We start from the raw sequence: 18,497 nt of genomic DNA, 5'->3' as shown, positions 1-18,497 counted from the left end.
AGAAAAATTCATAATCACAAGGTTGACATTAAATCGCATTCAATACATTCTGTAGACATATAGACGTCTAAACGTCGATTTGAGGAATTTTGATTTCGTGGTGGAGTTGCCACAGGGAGAGTAAGATGGGATACACGCATGCAGGGCACATCGATGCCTTAAACCAGAATATCGCTGAACTATCAGACAACATCAACGTCTCATTTGAGTTTTTTCCACCAAGCAGTGAGAAGATGGAAGAAACACTGTGGAACTCAGTGCATCGTCTTAAAACTCTTCAACCAAAATTCGTTTCTGTCACATACGGCGCAAACTCAGGCGAGCGTGACAGAACCCATTCGATCATTAAAGAAATCAAAGCGGCAACAGGTCTTGTGGCTGCACCTCACCTAACGTGTATCGACGCAACTCGTGATGAATTGATCGACATTGCTGACGATTACTGGAATAACGGTATCAAAAACATCGTAGCGCTACGTGGTGATATTCCACCGGGTGGTGGTGCGCCAGATATGTACGCATCGGATTTGGTAGAACTGCTTAAAGCGCGTCACGATTTCGATATCTCAGTAGCGGCATTCCCAGAAGTTCACCCTGAAGCGAAAAGTGCTCAATCGGATCTGCTGAATCTAAAGCGTAAAGTTGACGCAGGTGCAAACCGCGCGATTACTCAGTTCTTCTTTGATGTGGAGTCTTACCTGCGCTTCCGTGACCGTTGTGTAGCGGCTGGTATTGATGTCGAAATTGTGCCGGGTATCTTGCCAGTATCGAACTTCAAACAAGCATCTCGCTTTGCGGCGCAGAATAATGTGAAAGTACCAGGTTGGATGAGCAAGCAGTTTGAAGGTTTGGATGATGATCCCGTGACGCGTCAGCTGGTTGGTGCAAGCCAAGCAATTGATATGGTTCGTGTATTAAGCCGTGAAGGTGTGAAAGATTTTCACTTCTACACATTGAACCGTGCAGAGATGACTTATGCACTTTGCCACACTCTAGGTGTGCGTCCACAAGTTGCAGTAGGGGCTTAATGCCCCTTCCCCAGATAAACAAAAGGCTTGCCCATCGGCAAGCCTTTTTCGTTTCATTTAAAGTGACGAATTAGCCGATCACTTCAAGTTCTGTTAGTACTTCTTCTGCCCAGTTAATCCAAGCTTCACGTAGCATTAGGTTACGACGAAGTGTTAGACGCTCAAGACGTGCTTGCTTGTCTAGTGTTGATGGCGTTGCGTAGTACGCTGCTTCGATTTCTTTGTAGTGAGAAACGAGCTTACGAGACTCTTCTACAAGTTCAGAAAGCTGGTCACGGTACGGTGCTGCTGGCTGCACGGCACAAGCCATTAGCTTAGCAGAGAATTCGTCACGTACAGTTGGGTGTGCAGTTGGTTGATCGAACCACTCGCCCAATGCGCTACGACCTGCGTCAGTGATTGAGTAAACCTTACGATCTGGCTTGCCTTCTTGAGGTTCTAGTACGCAAGTAACCAGCTCTTTCTCAGCCATCTTGTTAAGTTCACGATAAACTTGTTGATGGCTTGCTTTCCAGAAGTAACCGATGCTAGCTGAGAATTCTTTAGTGATGTCGTAACCGGTAGCGTCGCGAGTGCTAAGTACAGTTAGAATTACGTGTGGTAATGACATGTCTTCAATCCAAATGGTCAATAAACTTGTAAACAAGCTAGCTACACTTTCATTTGCGTTCTTAATGACGCTTGAGTTTTTTATGTGTAGATAGCACCAACAATGTTGGTCCTGTCACCTTAAAGCCGTTTATCACCTAGAGTGATGGTGTTTCCACCGAGCTGGAGCCTATTTGATTGGACTTGTGAGCTTCCAGCAGGCAAGTAGTATATAAATAATAAGCATGAAGTGGAATAGTAGGACAAAATTACCCAAAAAAACTAATAAAATACTCAATAGTGTTTTTTGGTAGTGAAATATCTTGTTGTGTAGAGACTTTTTGTTTTCTATTTGGATTAATAATCTAGGCTGGTATTGTTCGAATAGTGGAAGTGATTAGTAAATAATAATAAAGGCTGAGATTTCGCTCAGCCTTTTAGTCAACTTTATGTAATCAGATTAACCTGTATTACGCATGCCTGCCGCAATACCTGCAATCGTCACCATCAATGCTTCTTCTAAATTGGCAGAAGCTTCTTCAGTTTGACGAGTTCGGTATAGCAACTCGGCTTGAAGCATGTTCAATGGCTCAACGTAGATGTTACGTAGGCGAATAGATTCTAGACCCCAAGGGTCGCTTTGCATTAGGTTCTCGTTGTTCTCTACGTTTAGTACCGACTTGATATCACGCTGGAGTTGCTCACGTAGTCGATCACCTAATGGTAGAAGTTGATTCTCCACTAGGCGTTGATCATAGTAGCGAGAGATTTCCATGTTGCACTTGGTGTACACCATCTCAAGCATGCCTAGACGAGTAGAGAAGAACGGCCATTCACGACACATCTCTTCCAGTAGCGCCTGATGACCTTTGTCTACAGAGTACTGAATAGCCTCACCTGCGCCTAACCATGCTGGCAGAACCAAGCGGTTTTGGCTCCAAGAGAAGATCCATGGAATCGCACGCAAGCTTTCTACGCCACCGTTTGGATTACGTTTCGCTGGTCGTGAACCAAGTGGCAGTTTACCTAGCTCAAGCTCCGGTGTTGCTTGGCGGAAGTAAGGCACGAAATCTGGCTCGCCACGAACGACACTACGGTATGCTTCGCAGCTTACTTCTGACAAGACGTCCATTAGGTCACGCCACTCTTGCTTAGGCTCTGGTGGCGGCAGTAGGTTTGCTTCAAGGATTGCACTCGCGTACAGGTTGAAGCTATTAACTGCAACATCAGGTAGACCCAACTTAAAGCGGATCATCTCACCTTGCTCTGTTACGCGCAGGCCGCCTTTCAGACTCTTAGGTGGCTGAGATAGTAGTGCAGCATGTGCTGGCGCACCACCACGACCAATTGTACCGCCACGACCGTGGAATAGTGTGAGTTCTACACCTTCTTCTTCTGCAACCTTAACCAGTGAGTCCATCGCATGGTATTGCGCCCAACCTGCTGACATTACGCCTGCGTCTTTTGCAGAGTCAGAGTAGCCGATCATCACCATTTGGTGGTTTTGGATAAAGCCGCGGTATAGGTCGATACCCATTAGCTGTTTGATTACCGCTTCCGCGTTGTTCAAATCGTCTAGGGTTTCGAACAGAGGACACACGTCAATGCGGTAAGGGCAACCTGCTTCTTGAAGTAGTAGGTGTACGGCAAGTACGTCAGAAGCGGTACGCGCCATTGAGATAACGTAAGCACCGAATGCTTCGCGAGGTTGTGCTGCAACAATCTTACAGGTATCCAAAACCTCTTTAACTGGTTCCGATGGTTCCCAGTCACGAGGCAGAAGAGGGCGCTTAGATGCGAGTTCGTTAGTTAGGAAAGCTACCTTATCTTGCTCGCTCCACTGTTCGTAGTCACCGATACCTAGGTAACGAGTCAGTTCAGATAGAACGTCGGCATGACGCGTACTTTCTTGACGGATATCGAGACGAACTAGGTGGATACCGAATGCTTTAACACGGCGTAGAGTATCCAGCAGTGAGCCGTTAGCAATCACGCCCATGCCACATTCGTTTAGTGATTGGTAACACGCGTAAAGTGGTTCCCAAAGCTGCTCTACTTTTTGTAGCGGCGCTTTGACTGCCAGTTTCTGACCGTGAACTTTTGCGTCGAGAATGTCTTTTGTTTCGTTCAGTAGCGAACGTAGCTGTTTAAGGATCGCACGGTATGGTTCGTGTTGATCTTCACCCGCAAGCTCTCGAACTTTGTCGTTACACACTGTCATTGACAGTTCGCTGATCAGTTCGTTGATGTCGTTGAGGTATAGGTCTGCCGCTTTCCAGCGAGACAGAAGCAGTACTTCACGAGTTACGCTGTGAGTTACAAATGGGTTACCGTCGCGGTCACCACCCATCCAAGATGAGAAGTGCACAGGGCGAGCATCAATCGGTAGACCTTCGCCAAGGTATGATTTTAGACGGTCGTTCATTTCACGTAAGAAGTCAGGTACGGCTTCCCATAGTGAGTTTTCTACTACAGCAAAGCCCCATTTGGCTTCATCAAGCGGTGTCGGGCGCTGTTGACGAATAACGTCAGAGTGCCAGCTTTGAACGATAAGCTGCTCAAGACGGCGTTCAGTTTTCTTACGCTCTTTGAAAGAGAGGTCGCTCAGCTCTAGCTTAGATAGACACTCGTTGATCTTTACAAGCTTGTTGATCATAGTGCGACGAGTGATTTCGGTTGGGTGCGCAGTCAGAACTAACTCAATGTTCAGATCGCGAACCGCTTGTGCCGTGTCTAGCTTACTCACATCATTTTGCACTAGTTTTGAGAACAGCGAATTAATTGCGTCAGGTTCGCAGATATGCTCTTCACAATGGCGTGAAATGGTGTGGTATTGCTCAGCAATATTGGTCAGGTTTAGAAATTGGTTGAACGCGCGGGTCACTGGCGTCAATTGCTCATCTGGTAAGCTTTTAATTTCTTCTATTAAGCTTTCTCTGTCAGCGTTATTTCCAGCTTGAGCCGATTTGGATAATTTACGAATGGTTTCCACTTTCTCGAAGATTTCTTCGCCATGAGCATCACGAATCGTGTTACCCAGAAGGTGGCCCAACATGCGCACATTGCTTTTAAGTGCGGCGTATTTCTCGTTCATTGTCATCCTGCCTCGTAAAAAAACTACATCCATTGTCCTTGTTAAGACTCCAATCTAGCGAAAATAACCAGTTCTAGTCAAATAAAGCAGAGTAAGTTTGCAATTATTCCGCTGCTGACCTGATTTAGAGCAAAATTAGGTCAGCTTATGCCACTCGAAGTGAAAATTAATTACAAAATTGCCGCTTAAAGAAGGATATAGCGTGCTAGAAGAATAGTGGCGAAGATAACAAAATGCAGCTCAATCGAGCTGCATTGTGAGGAAAGTACAGAATGCGACTAACAACAATATTTCACCATCGCACGTGATAACACGTCGATGGTTGGGTCGATAAAGTCGAAAGAGAGGAACTCATCTGGTTGATGAGCTTGATCAATTGAACCGGGACCTAGAACTAAGGTTGGACACAGTTGCTGCAGAAATGGCGCTTCAGTACAGTAGTTGACGGTTTCTGAGCTGGTTTGACAGATCTCTTCAACACCACCAATAAATGGGTGATCGTGTTGACATTCGTAACCCGGAATTGGCTCGTGCAAGGGAATAATTTCTAATCGCCCTGGCCATTTCGCCTCGACTTCTTTCAATGCTCCGCGCAGCATGTTCTCTAAACCATCAAGGCTAATACCAGGAAGAGGACGAACGTCATAATGCAGTTCACAGCAACCGCAAATACGGTTTGCGCTGTCACCACCATGGATATGACCAAGGTTTAGGGTAGGGCTTGGAATAGCAAAACCCGGATGGTGATACTCTTTAACCAATTTGTCGCGCAGTTGCATCATGGCAAACATGACTTCATGCATTATTTCAATTGCGTTGACGCCGAGCGCAGGATCAGACGAATGACCGGACTTGCCTGTTACGCGAATGGCATTTGCCACATGCCCTTTATGACCTCGAATTGGTACGAGGCTGGTGGGTTCGCCAATGATGCAGTAATCCGGCTTAAAAGGCGCATTCTCAGTGAAATGACGGGCACCTAGCATGGTGGTTTCTTCATCACAGGTCGCCAATACATAAAGCGGCTTGGTTTGCTTACTCCAGTCGATTTTCTTTACCGCTTCATAAATAAAGGCAAAGAAGCCTTTCATATCAGCAGTACCCAAACCGTAAAAGCGGTTGTCTTTTTCGGTCAGCTTATGTGGGTCAAAACTCCAACGTCCTTCATCAAATGGCACTGTGTCGCTGTGACCTGCGAGAAGTAGACCGCCTTCACCTTCACCCATACGTGCAATCATATTGTGTTTGCCTGGCTCCACTTCGATCACTTCAACACTGAAGCCAAGATCTTTAAACCAAGAAGCTAGCTTCTCGATCACTTTGGCATTGCCTTGATCCCAACTTGGATCGGTTGAGCTGATCGAAGAGGTACTGATCAGTCCTTCATAGACCTCTAGAAAACTTGGTAATTGCATGGATTCTTCAATTCTCCTATTGACAGACAGAGCACAAAAATGTAAAACACATATTAAATCATATTTGATGAATAAAAAATCAAAATAAAGCAAAAATTAAATATGAATAGTCATTTTGAGCCTTAAGTATATGGATGTCATGTAATGCTAAAAACCACGATTATCGGAGCCAGCGGCTACACCGGCGCAGAGTTGGCTTTAATGGTCAACAAACACCCTGAACTCACGCTATCAGGTTTATACGTTTCCGCCAATAGCGTAGATGCAGGAAAGAATATTGCTCAATTGCACGGCAAGCTAGCGGGTGTGATTGATATGCCAGTTTCACCACTGACTGACCCTGAGCAAGTTGCTCAAGTGTCTGATGTGGTCTTTCTGGCAACGGCACATGAAGTGAGCCATGACTTAGCTCCTATCTTCTTAGAGGCGGGATGTCAGGTATTCGATTTATCTGGTGCATTTCGTGTGAAAAGCGAAGGCTTCTACGACACCTTTTATGGCTTCGAACATCAATATAACAACTGGCTAGATAAAGCAGCATACGGCTTAGCAGAGTGGAACCAAGAATCAATAAAAACCACTCCTTTGATTGCAGTGGCAGGTTGCTACCCAACCGCTTCACAGCTTGCAATCAAACCTTTATTAGAACACGCATTACTGGATACCAACCAATGGCCTGTGATTAACGCAACCAGTGGTGTATCAGGTGCAGGGCGTAAAGCTTCCATGGTTAACAGCTTCTGCGAAGTGAGCTTGCAACCTTACGGTGTCTTTAACCATCGTCATCAACCAGAGATTGCTCAGCATTTAGGTTGCGATGTGATTTTTACTCCACACCTAGGCAACTTCAAACGCGGCATTCTTGCCACTATCACGATGAAATTGGCACAAGGTGTGACGGAAGCACAAGTGGTACAAGCGTTTGAACAAGCTTACCAAGGCAAGCCAGCGGTTCGCCTTAAAGGTGACGGTATTCCACGTATTCAGGATGTCGAAAATACGCCTTTTTGTGATATCGGCTGGAAGGTACAAGGCGAACACATCATTGTGATTTCGGCGATCGACAACCTACTTAAAGGTGCATCGAGTCAAGCGATGCAATGTCTCAATATTCATTACGGTTACCCAGAACTGACAGCGTTGCTGTAGTCGTTGAAAGAGGGAAATGCGATGACGCAAACCAATCAAGCTCCTTTAGTCATTAAGCTCGGTGGTGCAGCCCTATCTTGCACTCAAACCTTAAGCCAACTGTTTGGTGCCATTGCGGCTTACCAAAAGTCGGCACAGCGACAAATCGCCATCGTTCATGGCGGTGGCTACCTAGTTGATGAGTTGATGGCAAAGCTTCAGCTTGAAACCGTAAAGAAAAACGGTCTTCGCGTAACGCCTTATGAGCAAATTCCTGTGATTGCAGGTGCGCTTGCGGGTACAGCAAACAAATTGCTTCAAGGTCAAGCGATTGCGGATGGTCTAAACGCTGTAGGTCTTAGTCTCGCTGATGGTGGGCTATGTCATGTTGAAGAGCTGGCCCCAGAGCTAGGCGCAGTAGGTAAAGCATCACCGGGTGATTCAACCCTATTACAAGCGGTGCTAAACGCAGACGCATTGCCGATCATCAGCTCAATTGGTCTGACTGAAAAAGGTCAGATGATGAATGTGAATGCTGACCAAGCCGCTGTTGCAGTGGCCGGTGCGTTAGATGCGGAGTTAGTACTTCTGTCTGATGTTAGCGGTGTACTCGATGGCAAAGGTCACCTGATCAAAACGCTATCCGAGCAAGAAGCCGATGCATTGATCAAAGGGCAAGTGATCACCGACGGTATGATCGTCAAAGTTAAAGCCGCTTTGGAGGCTGCCAATGATCTTGGTCGTCCTATCGAAGTTGCGACATGGCGTTACCCAGAGAAACTGACCCAGCTATTCGCGGGTGAAAGTATCGGAACGCAGTTTCTGCCGCAATAGAGCAGAAGCAAACCAGTTAAAGAATTGAACATTAGGAAGTGGTTGGCACTGACCGCCGAGAGCAGCGCCAGTTAAGTTTGGAGAAAAAACATGAGCAAAGTGAACGTAAATAAAGTGGTAGTCGCATACTCAGGCGGTCTAGATACTTCAGTAATCATCCCGTGGCTAAAAGAGAACTACGACTGTGAAGTAGTAGCTTTCGTTGCCGATGTTGGTCAAGGTGCAGAGGAGCTTGAAGGTATTGAAGCGAAAGCAAAAGCTTCTGGTGCTTCTGAATGTTACATCGCTGATCTGAAAGAAGAAATGGTAGCGGATTACATTTACCCTACGCTAAAAACCGGTGCTTACTACGAAGGTAAATACTTACTAGGTACATCAATGGCGCGTCCAATCATTGCCAAAGCGCAGGTTGAAGTTGCACGTAAAGTGGGCGCAGACGCTCTGTGCCATGGTTGTACAGGTAAAGGTAATGACCAAGTACGTTTTGAAGGTGCATTTGCAGCACTAGCACCAGATCTGCATGTTATTGCGCCTTGGCGTGAATGGGATCTAGTGAGCCGTGAAGAGTGCTTAGATTACCTAGCAGAGCGTAACATTCCTTGTTCAGCATCTCTTACTAAGATTTACTCGCGTGATGCGAACGCATGGCACATTTCTACTGAAGGTGGCGTTCTAGAAGATACATGGAACGCGCCAAATGAAGATTGCTGGGCTTGGACTGTAGACCCAGAGCAAGCACCGAATGAAGCAGAAACCGTGACGTTAAAAGTAGCGAAAGGTGAAGTTGTTGAGGTAGACGGTGAAGCGATGACACCATATAACGCGTTGGTTTACCTAAACGAAAAAGGTGCGAAGCACGGTGTTGGTCGTATCGATATTGTCGAAAATCGTCTAGTGGGAATGAAGTCTCGTGGTTGTTACGAAACTCCGGGGGGCACCATCATGATGGAAGCACTGCGTGCGGTAGAGCAACTGGTGCTGGATAAAGCGTCATTTGAATTCCGCGAGGAGCTTGGTCTGAAAGCATCGCACCTTGTTTATGATGGTCGTTGGTTCACGCCGCTGTGCAAGTCTATTCTTGCGGCTTCTGAAGAGCTCGCGCAAGACGTGAATGGCGAAGTGGTTGTGAAGCTTTACAAAGGTCACGCAACGGTAACGCAAAAACGTTCGGATAACAGTTTGTACTCTGAAGAGTTTGCTACTTTTGGTGAAGATGAAGTTTATGACCAAAGCCATGCTGAAGGCTTTATCCGTCTTTACTCACTATCAAGCCGTATCCGTGCGCTGAACAGCCAGAAAAAATAAGCCAATTTAACGTCTTATAAGATAACAGACCTGCCACTATTGGCAGGTCTTTTTGGTTTTTGCTGACCTTATTGGCATAAAGATAAAATAGTCATGAATAAATATGTAGAAATATTGAATTTCTACTTTATTTTTGTCTACGATTATCGTAACGTTGAGGCATAAGAAAAAGTGAGCAAATGACCACCGATTTGGTCAACACTTAATGAATAACACGTTAGCGTAAGCAATAGTCATCAGGAGAGACGCAATGGCATTATGGGGCGGAAGATTTACCCAAGCGGCAGATACCAGATTTAAAGACTTCAACGATTCGTTGCGTTTCGATTACCGATTGGCTGAGCAAGACATCGTAGGCTCAATTGCGTGGTCTAAAGCATTGCTGTCTGTTGACGTGTTATCTGCAGATGAACAACAAAAGCTTGAGCTAGCACTAAATGAACTCAAGCTTGAAGTGATGGAAGACCCACATCAAATCTTACGTTCAGACGCTGAAGATATCCACTCTTGGGTCGAGCAGCAACTGATCAATAAAGTTGGTGACCTAGGTAAAAAGCTACACACGGGACGTTCTCGTAACGACCAAGTTGCAACCGATCTCAAGCTTTGGTGTCGTCAGCAAGGTCAACAACTGTTGATTGCACTTGATCGCCTACAAACTCAAATGGTTGGTGTTGCTAAGCAGCATCAAGGTACTGTTCTTCCTGGTTATACGCACTTACAACGTGCTCAGCCTGTGACGTTTGCTCACTGGTGCTTGGCTTATGTTGAAATGTTTGAGCGTGATTACTCACGTCTGAACGATGCGCTAAAGCGTTTGGATACGTGTCCACTCGGCTCGGGTGCGCTTGCGGGGACCGCTTACCCTATCGACCGTGAAGAGCTGGCTCACAACCTTGGTTTCCACCGTGCGACACGTAACTCGCTAGACTCGGTTTCTGACCGTGACCATGTGATGGAACTGATGTCTGTGGCATCTATTTCAATGTTGCACCTATCTCGCTTGGCAGAAGACATGATCTTCTACAACTCGGGTGAGTCCAACTTTATTGAACTAGCCGATACCGTGACTTCAGGTTCTTCGTTGATGCCGCAAAAGAAAAACCCAGATGCATTAGAGCTTATTCGTGGTAAGACAGGTCGTGTATACGGCGCGCTTGCTGGCATGATGATGACGGTGAAAGCGCTGCCACTGGCTTACAACAAAGACATGCAAGAAGACAAAGAAGGTCTGTTCGATGCGCTTGATACATGGAATGACTGTATGGAAATGGCAGCATTGTGTTTCGATGGCATTAAAGTTAATGGCGAGCGTACGTTAGAAGCGGCGAAGCAAGGTTACGCAAACTCAACTGAGCTGGCGGATTACCTAGTGGCGAAAGGCATCCCATTCCGTGAAGCGCACCATATCGTCGGTGTTGCTGTGGTTGGTGCAATTGCCAAAGGCTGTGCGTTAGAAGAGTTGTCGATTGAAGAATTGAAATCTTTCTCTGAAGTGATTGAGGCGGATGTGTATGACATCTTGACCATCGATTCATGCCTTGAGAAACGTTGTGCGCTTGGTGGCGTGTCGCCGCAGCAAGTGGCTTATGCTGTCGACCAAGCAGACAAGCGTCTATCTCAACGTGACACTTCAGCAGTCAAAGTACGTCCAGCACGTCTGACGGATATTGAGACACTGGAAGGCATGGTGGCGTACTGGGCAAATATGGGTGAGAATCTACCACGCTCACGTAATGAGTTGGTACGTGACATTGGTTCTTTCGCGGTTGCCGAGCACCACGGAGAAGTCACTGGTTGTGCGTCTTTGTATGTCTATGACTCAGGCTTAGCAGAGATTCGCTCTTTAGGTATTGAAGCGGGTTGGCAAGGTCAAGGGCAGGGCAGTGCGATTGTGAACTATCTGGTTGAGAAGGCGCGCCAGATGGCTATTAAGAAAGTCTTTGTGCTGACACGTACGCCAGAGTTCTTTATGAAGCAAAGCTTCTTGCCAACGTCGAAGTCATTGCTGCCAGAGAAAGTACTGAAAGATTGCGATCAGTGCCCACGTCAGCATGCATGTGATGAAGTTGCACTGGAGATCAACTTGTTCGAACAATTGATCCAGAAAAGTAACGTAGCCTAGGTTAATGATTTTTTTAGTATTTAAGAAAATACTAAAAAAATCAGAAAAAAATTTGGAACCTTTGAGAGGAAGCCCGGTCTATTAAAGTACCACTGCTTTTTCTTAGAAGAATCTAAGAGAGCCCCAAGACCGGTATTGGTTTTGGGGCTTTTTTCTATCTGTCATCTGGATGATGATCATCTTTATTTTGTTTTCTATGGCGGCGCTGCCACGGCAGAATAACGAAGCGCATCCAGAGGTGTAAAAACAGCAGACCATTAAACGCAAAGCCCGCAAAGATCAGTGCGATCGACTCGATGCTTTGTGGATCATCTTTAAATGCAAACCACCATACGATCCAACATAAGACAGAGAGCACGGTAAGTTGATCCATGCATCGCTGGCAACGCCCGATTTTTTTCCAAAACCAATGCTCTTGGCAACTTCGACAAGTCATTGTTCTACCCAAACTATCTATTTGTTTCTGATTATAACCTCAACTCCTGTTTGATAGTGTTTTTGCTTGGTTTCTTAGTCTCGCTTATCAAACCAAAAATGAAAAATTAGCTTGGTCAAAATTGTGTAGCACGTAATTGATGTATGGTGCGCTGTCAGCCTGACAATAGGAAAAATAATAATGTCGACAGAACTTAAAGTAGCACTTGGTTTAGCGGGTAGCTTTTTCACGATTGGATTAACAGCCATTGTGTTGGTGAGCCGCTATGCAATGATGACTGCATAACCACAGCTCTATTGATTCTTGAATTGATAAAGCTGAAAGAAGAAAGCCTCGTCTATGACGAGGCTTTTTGTTTATCGATGTTAAGGAAAATGAGGGCAGGATTAGCAACCAGGACCACAGTCTAGGCAGTGCTTGATTGTCTCTGGACCTAAGTGAAGTTTTGCATTCAAATCTCGCAGTGCGGTGCGAACGCCTTCTTCAATTACTGGGTGGTAAAACGGCATATCCAACATTGCTGAAACTGTCATTTTATTTTGATGTGCCCAAGCGAGCAGGTGGGCTAAGTGCTCGGCGTTTGGTCCCATCATTTCTGCGCCCAAGAAGCGTCCGGTGCCTTGTTCTCCGTACACATGCAATATGCCTTTATTGCGTAGCATCACTCGTGAGCGACCTTGGCTTTCAAACGAGACCTCTCCGGTTGCGAAACAGCCGCAGGTGCCTAAACGTGCTTCCAATTGCTTAAAGGTTTCACCAACCATGGCAATTTGTGGATCAGAGAATACAGCAGAAATAGGCGAGCGGCGCAAACCTGCACGAATATCAGGAAAGCGGCCAGCGTTATCACCAGCAATACGACCTTGGTCTGCCGCTTCATGAAGCAGTGGAATTTGGTTACTTGCATCACCTGCGATGAAGATGCTCTCTACCGAAGTTTGCAATGTATAGTGATCCGCCGTTGGTACGCCGCGCTCATCTAATGCCACACTGGTGTTTTCAATCGCGAGCTTATCCACATTCGGGCGACGACCTGTAGCTGCCAATACGTAATCGACAATAAAGGTTTCTAGTTCACCATCGTGGTTGATGAACTGAATTTCGACCTTATCTTCACCGTTATTTTTTGGCGAAGCAATACGTTTCATGCTTTCGATTTTTACATCGGTATCAAGGTAAAACTCTTCTTTGAATGCTTTATCGGCGTACGCCATCACTTCAGGGTCCGTCAATGGTCCTACTTGACCACCAAGACCAAATAGCTTCACATTCACTCCTAAACGATGCAGCGCTTGACCCAATTCAAGACCAATGACACCTGGACCAAATACTGCAACGGATTCTGGCAAGTCATCCCAATCGAATACATCATCGTTAATGACTAGGCGATCGCCGAGCTCATTCCATACCGCTGGATATGCTGGACGTGAGCCTGTTGCGATCACAATGCGTTTTGCGGTGATCTGAGTGTGGTCATTAACGATTAGCGTATTGTCATCAATAAACTTGGCATAGCCTGAAACTTTATCTTCAGCAGGGATCTCATCGACGCCTTCCAACACAAAGCCAACAAAGCGGTCACGTTCACGCTTTACTCGATCCATTACTTCACGACCGTTAATGTAAATCTCGCCTTGTGGGTGCACGCCGAAACCTGGTGCTTTCTCGATTTGATGTACGCTTTCTGCTGCAGCGATCAAAAGTTTTGAGGGCATACAACCTACACGAGCACATGTTGTGCCGTAAGGACCACCTTCGATCATCACAACACTGTCTGTGTGCGCTTTTGCTGCGCGGTATGCACCAAGACCTGCTGTACCACCACCAATGATTGTTACGTCAACATTTAACTGTTTCATAATGGATTCTCGTTTTGTCCAAACTGAGTTGAGATGACTAAGTTTAGAAGAGTGAATTTGAGTTCATTAATCTTGATAGTCCGAAGAAGAGCAGTGATCAAGACTAAGCATAGGAAGTGATTGAGGGGGTAGTCTCCCGGGCGAGGGATGCTCCGGGAGACTGAGGGCTGAGTTCTGGACAGCTAAATTGCCAACCCAAGCCCATTAGGCAAATTATTAACCTAGGTAAGCTTCTAATTCTTCGCTACCACCGATGTGTTTACCACCGATGAACACTTGAGGAACCGTCGTACGACCCGAAATTGCACGTAGACTGACTGTTGTTGCGTCTTTACCCAAAATCACTTCTTCATATTGAAGACCGTGGTCAATCAGATTTTGTTTCGCTTTCATGCAGAAAGGGCAACCTGGTTTAGTGAACACAGTGATCGATTCTTGAGTTTTGTACTCAGGTGCTACGTAGTTCATCATTGTATCTGCATCAGAAACTTTGAACGGGTCGCCTGGTTCGTTTGGTTCAATAAACATTTTCTCAACCACACCGTTTTTCACTAGCATGCTGTAACGCCATGAACGCTTGCCGAAGCCGATGTCGTTTTTGTCTACTAGCATACCCATGCCATCTGTGAACTCACCGTTACCATCTGGGATGAAAGTGATGTTTTCAGCTTCTTGGTCAGCTTTCCATGCATTCATTACAAACGTGTCGTTTACTGATACACATAGAATCTCATCCACACCATGCTCTTTAAATACTGAGAATAACTCGTTGTAACGAGGTAGGTGGCTTGACGAACAGGTTGGAGTAAACGCACCTGGCAAGCTGAATACGATAACCGTTCTGTCTTTAAACAGTTCATCCGTGGTTACGTTCACCCATGCGTCACCTTTACGAACAGGAAAAGTAACTTGTGGTACAGCTTGACCTTCTTTTGATGCAAACATGATGATTTCCTTTTTAAATTTATGAAATAATTCGTTTTCGAGCTTAGCGTTATTTGTCGCTCAGTTTCGTTTTGTTGAGCTCATTATTGAAAAAAAACTTTGATAGCTCTAATCGTTTAATGCTATGGTTTTGATAGATTATTTCTATCGCCAAACAAGAAGCGAATCGTACGTATGAATATCCGAGATTTTGAGTACTTGGTGGCGCTTGCGGAGCACAAGCATTTTCGAAAAGCAGCAGAAGCCTGTTTTGTTAGCCAACCAACTTTAAGTGGCCAGATTCGAAAACTGGAAGACGAACTTGGTACAGCCTTACTAGAAAGGAGCAGCCGTCGAGTGCTGTTTACTGATTCTGGTTTGCAATTGGTGGAGCAAGCAAAACGCATCTTAAGTGAAGTAAAAACTTTCAAAGATATGGCGAGCGGTCAAAGCGGTGCGATGACCGGTCCAATGCACATTGGCTTTATTCCAACCGTTGGCCCTTACCTATTGCCAAAAATAGTCCCTCGACTGAAAGAAGAGTTTCCTGAGTTAGAACTGTTTTTACATGAGGCTCAAACCCACCAATTGGTACGTCAGTTGGAAGAAGGTAAGCTTGATTGCCTTGTACTAGCGTCAGTTGATGAAACAGCTCCGTTTAAAGAGATTGAAGTCTATAACGAGCCGTTGAGTGTTGCTGTACCTTGCGATCACGAATGGGCTGGTTTAGACCATATAGACATGTTGGATCTTAATGGTCGAACCGTTTTGGCGCTAGGAGATGGTCACTGCCTACGCGACCAAGCACTTGGTTTTTGCTTTGCTGCAGGAGCAAAAGATGACGAGCGCTTTAAAGCAACTAGTCTAGAAACATTACGTAATATGGTTGCGGCGGGCGCAGGTATCACGTTATTACCACAGTTATCTGTACCGCATGAGAAGAAGAAGGATGGTGTCTGTTATGTCCCTGCGATTAATCCAACACCTTCGCGCAGCATTGTTTTAGTTTATCGTCCGGGCTCTCCACTGCGTGCTCGTTTCGAAACCTTGGCTGCAACGATTAAAGGGGTACTAGAGGCTCAGGAAGACTCTATTGCCGCTTAAGCGCAAGTTAATATAAGAAAAGGGAGCCCAATGGCTCCCTTTTTTGTTTTATCTGATGAGTGGTTGTTAGAACAACTCTTCTGAGCCGCTACCACCACCTGAATAGATACTGTCTTCTAAACTGTTACCGACGTACTCAGTTGGCTCAGTTCCTTTCTCAAAATATTCGAACATGGATGAACCATCGACTTTATGAGTCAGAAGGCCGCTATCACGATCAATACGAACACGGACGATATCTTCTGGGATGTTTTTCGCTTTTTGAGGCGTACCTTCAAGTGCGACGCGCATGAAATCAATCCAAGCTGGCTCAGCTGTCTTCGCCCCCGATTCCGCACCAGAAATCTGTCCTTTACCAAGGTTGCTGTTCACAGTCGTTCGACCTAGAGTGCGAGAGTGATCGTCAAAGCCAACCCATGCAATAGCGACAATGCCCGGACCGTAACCGTTATACCATGTATCTTTTGAATCGTTGGTTGTACCGGTTTTACCGCCAATATCGCGGCGTTCGAGTTTCTGAGCGCGCCAACCTGTGCCGTTCCAACCGGTACCATCACGCCAGCTACCGCCGCCCCAAATGTTGCTGTACATCATCTCACGCATTAAGAATGCGTTTTGTGCTGAGATAACTTGCTTCGCATATTGTGGTGTATCGTCTTCTAATGCGTTGTCTGATGTTGGCTCATCGATTGCGATATCTTGCTCGCCAAACTCTGCGGCAAACTTATCTTCAACCGGCGCTTCTTGCTCCATTTGAGGGCAATCATGCTGACAGATAACTTTTGGATTGGCTTTAAATAGCACTTCACCGAAAGAGTCTTCAACGTGGTCAATGTAGAATGGTTCAACATAGTAACCACCGTTGGCAAAGACCGAGTAACCTTGTGCTACTTTCATCGGCGTTAAGCTACCCGCACCAAGCGCAATAGTCTCTGAACGCGGCACTTCGTTGATATCAAAACCAAAGCGAGTCAGGTATTCGCGAGTCGCATCTAAGCCTACTTCACGCAAAGTGCGCACCGCCATTACGTTTTTCGATTGTGCTAAACCGATACGTAGACGAGTAGGGCCAATGTATGTCGGCGGTGAGTTCTTCGGACGCCAGGCCGAACCAGAACCTGCATCCCATTTGTTGATAGGAGCATCGTTAACTAATGATGCCAGCGTTAGACCTTTATTGATCGCAGCTGAGTAGATGAAAGGCTTAATACTTGAACCTACCTGACGGACCGACATGGTCGCACGGTTAAATTTGCTATGGACGAAGTTAAAACCACCAACGAGAGAAAGTACCGCACCATTTTCTGGGTTCATTGCGACAAACGCGGTGTTTGCATTTGGCACTTGGCTCAACTTCCAATTGTTGATGGTGTTACCATCTTTGTCAGTTGTGCTGACTTCGCGAACCCAAACTTGCTGGCCTACTTCTAGGATCTCTTGCGCTGATTTTGGTGCTGCGCCTTGGCGTTCATCAGTCAGGAACTTACGAGCCCAGCTCATGCCTGTCCAAGCGAGAGTTTGTTCGTCGTTGTTTTTCACCCAAACTTGTGCCGTTTTACCGTCTACTTTGGTCACAACCGCTGGATAAAGTTGACCATATGTTGGCTGCTTCTTCAGATGCTTCTCAATCTGCTCTGTATCCCAAGCAGGTTCGCCTTGTTTCCACAGTACTTTCTCTGCTCCGCGATAGCCGTGACGTTCATCGTAAGCAAGGATATTGTTGATGGATGCTTTGTTTGCTGCGTCTTGAAGCTTTGAATCTACCGTCATGTAAATGTTCAAACCAGACGTATACGCTTTGTCTGCACCGTACTCTTTTACTGCCCAAGAACGTGCTAGTTCTGCGACGTATGGGGCAGACAGTTCGATTTCAGCGCTATGGTAGCGTGCCACAATTGGCTCTGAGCGTGCTTCATCGTATTGCGCTTGAGTGATGTATTTCTCATCCAGCATACGCATCAAGACCACATTACGACGCTTTGTCGCTCGCTCTAGTGAGTAAAGTGGGTTCATGGTTGATGGCGCTTTTGGCATACCTGCTAACGTAGCAATCTCGCTGAGAGTCAGTTCATTCAAACTCTTACCGAAATAAACCTGAGCGGCTGCACCAAAACCGTAAGAGCGGTAGCCAAGGAAAATCTTGTTAACGTATAGCTCCATGATCTCTTGTTTTGTCAACAACTGCTCAATGTGAATCGCAATGAAGATCTCTTTTACTTTACGCATGATTTTCTTCTCATTTGATAAGAAGAAGTTACGCGCTAGCTGCTGAGTGATGGTACTCGCACCTTGTTTTGCAGAACCAGATAATGCCACCACAACAGCAGCACGAGTAATACCGATTGGATCGATACCAGGGTGCTCATAAAAGCGGCTATCTTCGGTCGCAATCAGCGCGTGAATCAAATCTTGCGGAATTTCGTCGTAGGTAACAGGAATTCGGCGCTTCTCGCCAAACTGTGCGATCAGTTTCCCATCTTGACTAAAAACCTGCATAGGTGTTTGTAATTCAACATCTTTTAGGGTTGCAACATCTGGCAATTCAGGCTTCACGTACTGATAGAAGCCAAAAATTGTGGTGACTCCAAGAATTATGCAAATCAATGTTAAAAATAATAAACGCTTTATGAACTTCACCGGAGAATCCCTGATTGGTT

At 45.9% G+C, this 18,497-nt stretch carries 13 protein-coding genes; 6 read left to right on the top strand and 7 right to left on the bottom strand.

Annotated elements, in window-relative coordinates; genetic code table 11:
• Positions 1–125: 125 nt before the first annotated feature.
• Entirely contained in the window at positions 126–1,028 is a 903-nt protein-coding gene (metF, locus tag ABMY42_RS22555; protein ID WP_005432740.1) for a methylenetetrahydrofolate reductase, read from the top strand.
• 70 nt (positions 1,029–1,098) lie between these two features.
• On the opposite strand, the gene ABMY42_RS22550 is transcribed toward metF, so the two are convergent.
• The 3 genes from ABMY42_RS22550 to argE all read right to left on the bottom strand — a co-directional run bounded on the left by ABMY42_RS22550 (position 1,099) and on the right by argE (position 6,125).
• The gene (locus ABMY42_RS22550) at positions 1,099–1,638 is read right to left on the bottom strand and encodes a PadR family transcriptional regulator (protein WP_005451477.1); all 540 of its coding nucleotides are present in this window, start codon (positions 1,636–1,638) and stop codon (positions 1,099–1,101) included.
• A gap of 438 nt (positions 1,639–2,076) precedes the next feature.
• Positions 2,077–4,710 carry a phosphoenolpyruvate carboxylase gene (ppc, locus tag ABMY42_RS22545; RefSeq protein WP_269989311.1) on the bottom strand — a complete coding sequence of 878 codons (2,634 nt, stop codon included), beginning with the start codon at positions 4,708–4,710 and terminating at the stop codon, positions 2,077–2,079.
• A 278-nt stretch (positions 4,711–4,988) separates the two neighbouring features.
• Entirely contained in the window at positions 4,989–6,125 is a 1,137-nt protein-coding gene (gene argE, locus ABMY42_RS22540; RefSeq protein WP_017190923.1) for an acetylornithine deacetylase, read from the bottom strand.
• Positions 6,126–6,269: 144 nt separating this feature from the next.
• Between argE and argC the strand changes: the two genes are divergently transcribed.
• The 4 genes from argC (at position 6,270) to argH (ending at position 11,517) form a co-directional block, all read left to right on the top strand.
• The gene (gene argC / locus ABMY42_RS22535) at positions 6,270–7,274 is read left to right on the top strand and encodes an N-acetyl-gamma-glutamyl-phosphate reductase (RefSeq protein WP_009701791.1); all 1,005 of its coding nucleotides are present in this window, start codon (positions 6,270–6,272) and stop codon (positions 7,272–7,274) included.
• A 21-nt stretch (positions 7,275–7,295) separates the two neighbouring features.
• A complete protein-coding gene (argB, locus tag ABMY42_RS22530) occupies positions 7,296–8,087 on the top strand; it encodes an acetylglutamate kinase (RefSeq protein WP_017819673.1) in 792 nt (263 codons plus the stop codon).
• Positions 8,088–8,177: 90 nt separating this feature from the next.
• Positions 8,178–9,392 carry an argininosuccinate synthase gene (locus ABMY42_RS22525; protein WP_005451488.1) on the top strand — a complete coding sequence of 405 codons (1,215 nt, stop codon included), beginning with the start codon at positions 8,178–8,180 and terminating at the stop codon, positions 9,390–9,392.
• Positions 9,393–9,642: 250 nt separating this feature from the next.
• Entirely contained in the window at positions 9,643–11,517 is a 1,875-nt protein-coding gene (gene argH, locus ABMY42_RS22520) for an argininosuccinate lyase (protein WP_005432701.1), read from the top strand.
• Between the two features lie 154 nt (positions 11,518–11,671).
• Here argH and ABMY42_RS22515 read toward each other — a convergent pair whose 3' ends face one another.
• The 3 genes from ABMY42_RS22515 to ABMY42_RS22505 all read right to left on the bottom strand — a co-directional run bounded on the left by ABMY42_RS22515 (position 11,672) and on the right by ABMY42_RS22505 (position 14,757).
• Positions 11,672–11,953, bottom strand: coding sequence for a DUF3624 domain-containing protein (locus tag ABMY42_RS22515; protein ID WP_026000384.1), 282 nt, complete (start codon positions 11,951–11,953; stop codon positions 11,672–11,674).
• 386 nt (positions 11,954–12,339) lie between these two features.
• Positions 12,340–13,812, bottom strand: a complete 1,473-nt coding sequence (locus ABMY42_RS22510) for a dihydrolipoyl dehydrogenase (protein ID WP_349266824.1) — start codon at positions 13,810–13,812, stop codon at positions 12,340–12,342.
• A gap of 216 nt (positions 13,813–14,028) precedes the next feature.
• Entirely contained in the window at positions 14,029–14,757 is a 729-nt protein-coding gene (locus tag ABMY42_RS22505) for a redoxin family protein (protein WP_005451494.1), read from the bottom strand.
• 174 nt (positions 14,758–14,931) lie between these two features.
• Between ABMY42_RS22505 and oxyR the strand changes: the two genes are divergently transcribed.
• A complete protein-coding gene (gene oxyR / locus ABMY42_RS22500) occupies positions 14,932–15,840 on the top strand; it encodes a DNA-binding transcriptional regulator OxyR (protein WP_005451495.1) in 909 nt (302 codons plus the stop codon).
• Between the two features lie 66 nt (positions 15,841–15,906).
• Here oxyR and ABMY42_RS22495 read toward each other — a convergent pair whose 3' ends face one another.
• Positions 15,907–18,477, bottom strand: a complete 2,571-nt coding sequence (locus ABMY42_RS22495; protein WP_222327319.1) for a PBP1A family penicillin-binding protein — start codon at positions 18,475–18,477, stop codon at positions 15,907–15,909.
• Positions 18,478–18,497 lie beyond the last annotated feature (20 nt).

Source organism: Vibrio sp. SSH13-20 (assembly GCF_040104475.1).
Taxonomy (GTDB): domain Bacteria; phylum Pseudomonadota; class Gammaproteobacteria; order Enterobacterales; family Vibrionaceae; genus Vibrio; species Vibrio harveyi.
The sequence above is the reverse complement of the archived record's forward strand: the minus strand, read 5'-3'. Positions and strand labels throughout refer to the sequence as shown.

What these genes read in the sequence shown, in the direction of transcription:
- metF (WP_005432740.1), top strand. Translation starts at nt 126, where the DNA reads ATGGGATACACGCATGCAGGGCACATCGATGCCTTAAACCAGAATATC.
- ABMY42_RS22550 (WP_005451477.1), bottom strand. Translation starts at nt 1,638, where the DNA reads ATGTCATTACCACACGTAATTCTAACTGTACTTAGCACTCGCGACGCT.
- ppc (WP_269989311.1), bottom strand. Translation starts at nt 4,710, where the DNA reads ATGAACGAGAAATACGCCGCACTTAAAAGCAATGTGCGCATGTTGGGC.
- argE (WP_017190923.1), bottom strand. Translation starts at nt 6,125, where the DNA reads ATGCAATTACCAAGTTTTCTAGAGGTCTATGAAGGACTGATCAGTACC.
- argC (WP_009701791.1), top strand. Translation starts at nt 6,270, where the DNA reads ATGCTAAAAACCACGATTATCGGAGCCAGCGGCTACACCGGCGCAGAG.
- argB (WP_017819673.1), top strand. Translation starts at nt 7,296, where the DNA reads ATGACGCAAACCAATCAAGCTCCTTTAGTCATTAAGCTCGGTGGTGCA.
- ABMY42_RS22525 (WP_005451488.1), top strand. Translation starts at nt 8,178, where the DNA reads ATGAGCAAAGTGAACGTAAATAAAGTGGTAGTCGCATACTCAGGCGGT.
- argH (WP_005432701.1), top strand. Translation starts at nt 9,643, where the DNA reads ATGGCATTATGGGGCGGAAGATTTACCCAAGCGGCAGATACCAGATTT.
- ABMY42_RS22515 (WP_026000384.1), bottom strand. Translation starts at nt 11,953, where the DNA reads ATGACTTGTCGAAGTTGCCAAGAGCATTGGTTTTGGAAAAAAATCGGG.
- ABMY42_RS22510 (WP_349266824.1), bottom strand. Translation starts at nt 13,812, where the DNA reads ATGAAACAGTTAAATGTTGACGTAACAATCATTGGTGGTGGTACAGCA.
- ABMY42_RS22505 (WP_005451494.1), bottom strand. Translation starts at nt 14,757, where the DNA reads ATGTTTGCATCAAAAGAAGGTCAAGCTGTACCACAAGTTACTTTTCCT.
- oxyR (WP_005451495.1), top strand. Translation starts at nt 14,932, where the DNA reads ATGAATATCCGAGATTTTGAGTACTTGGTGGCGCTTGCGGAGCACAAG.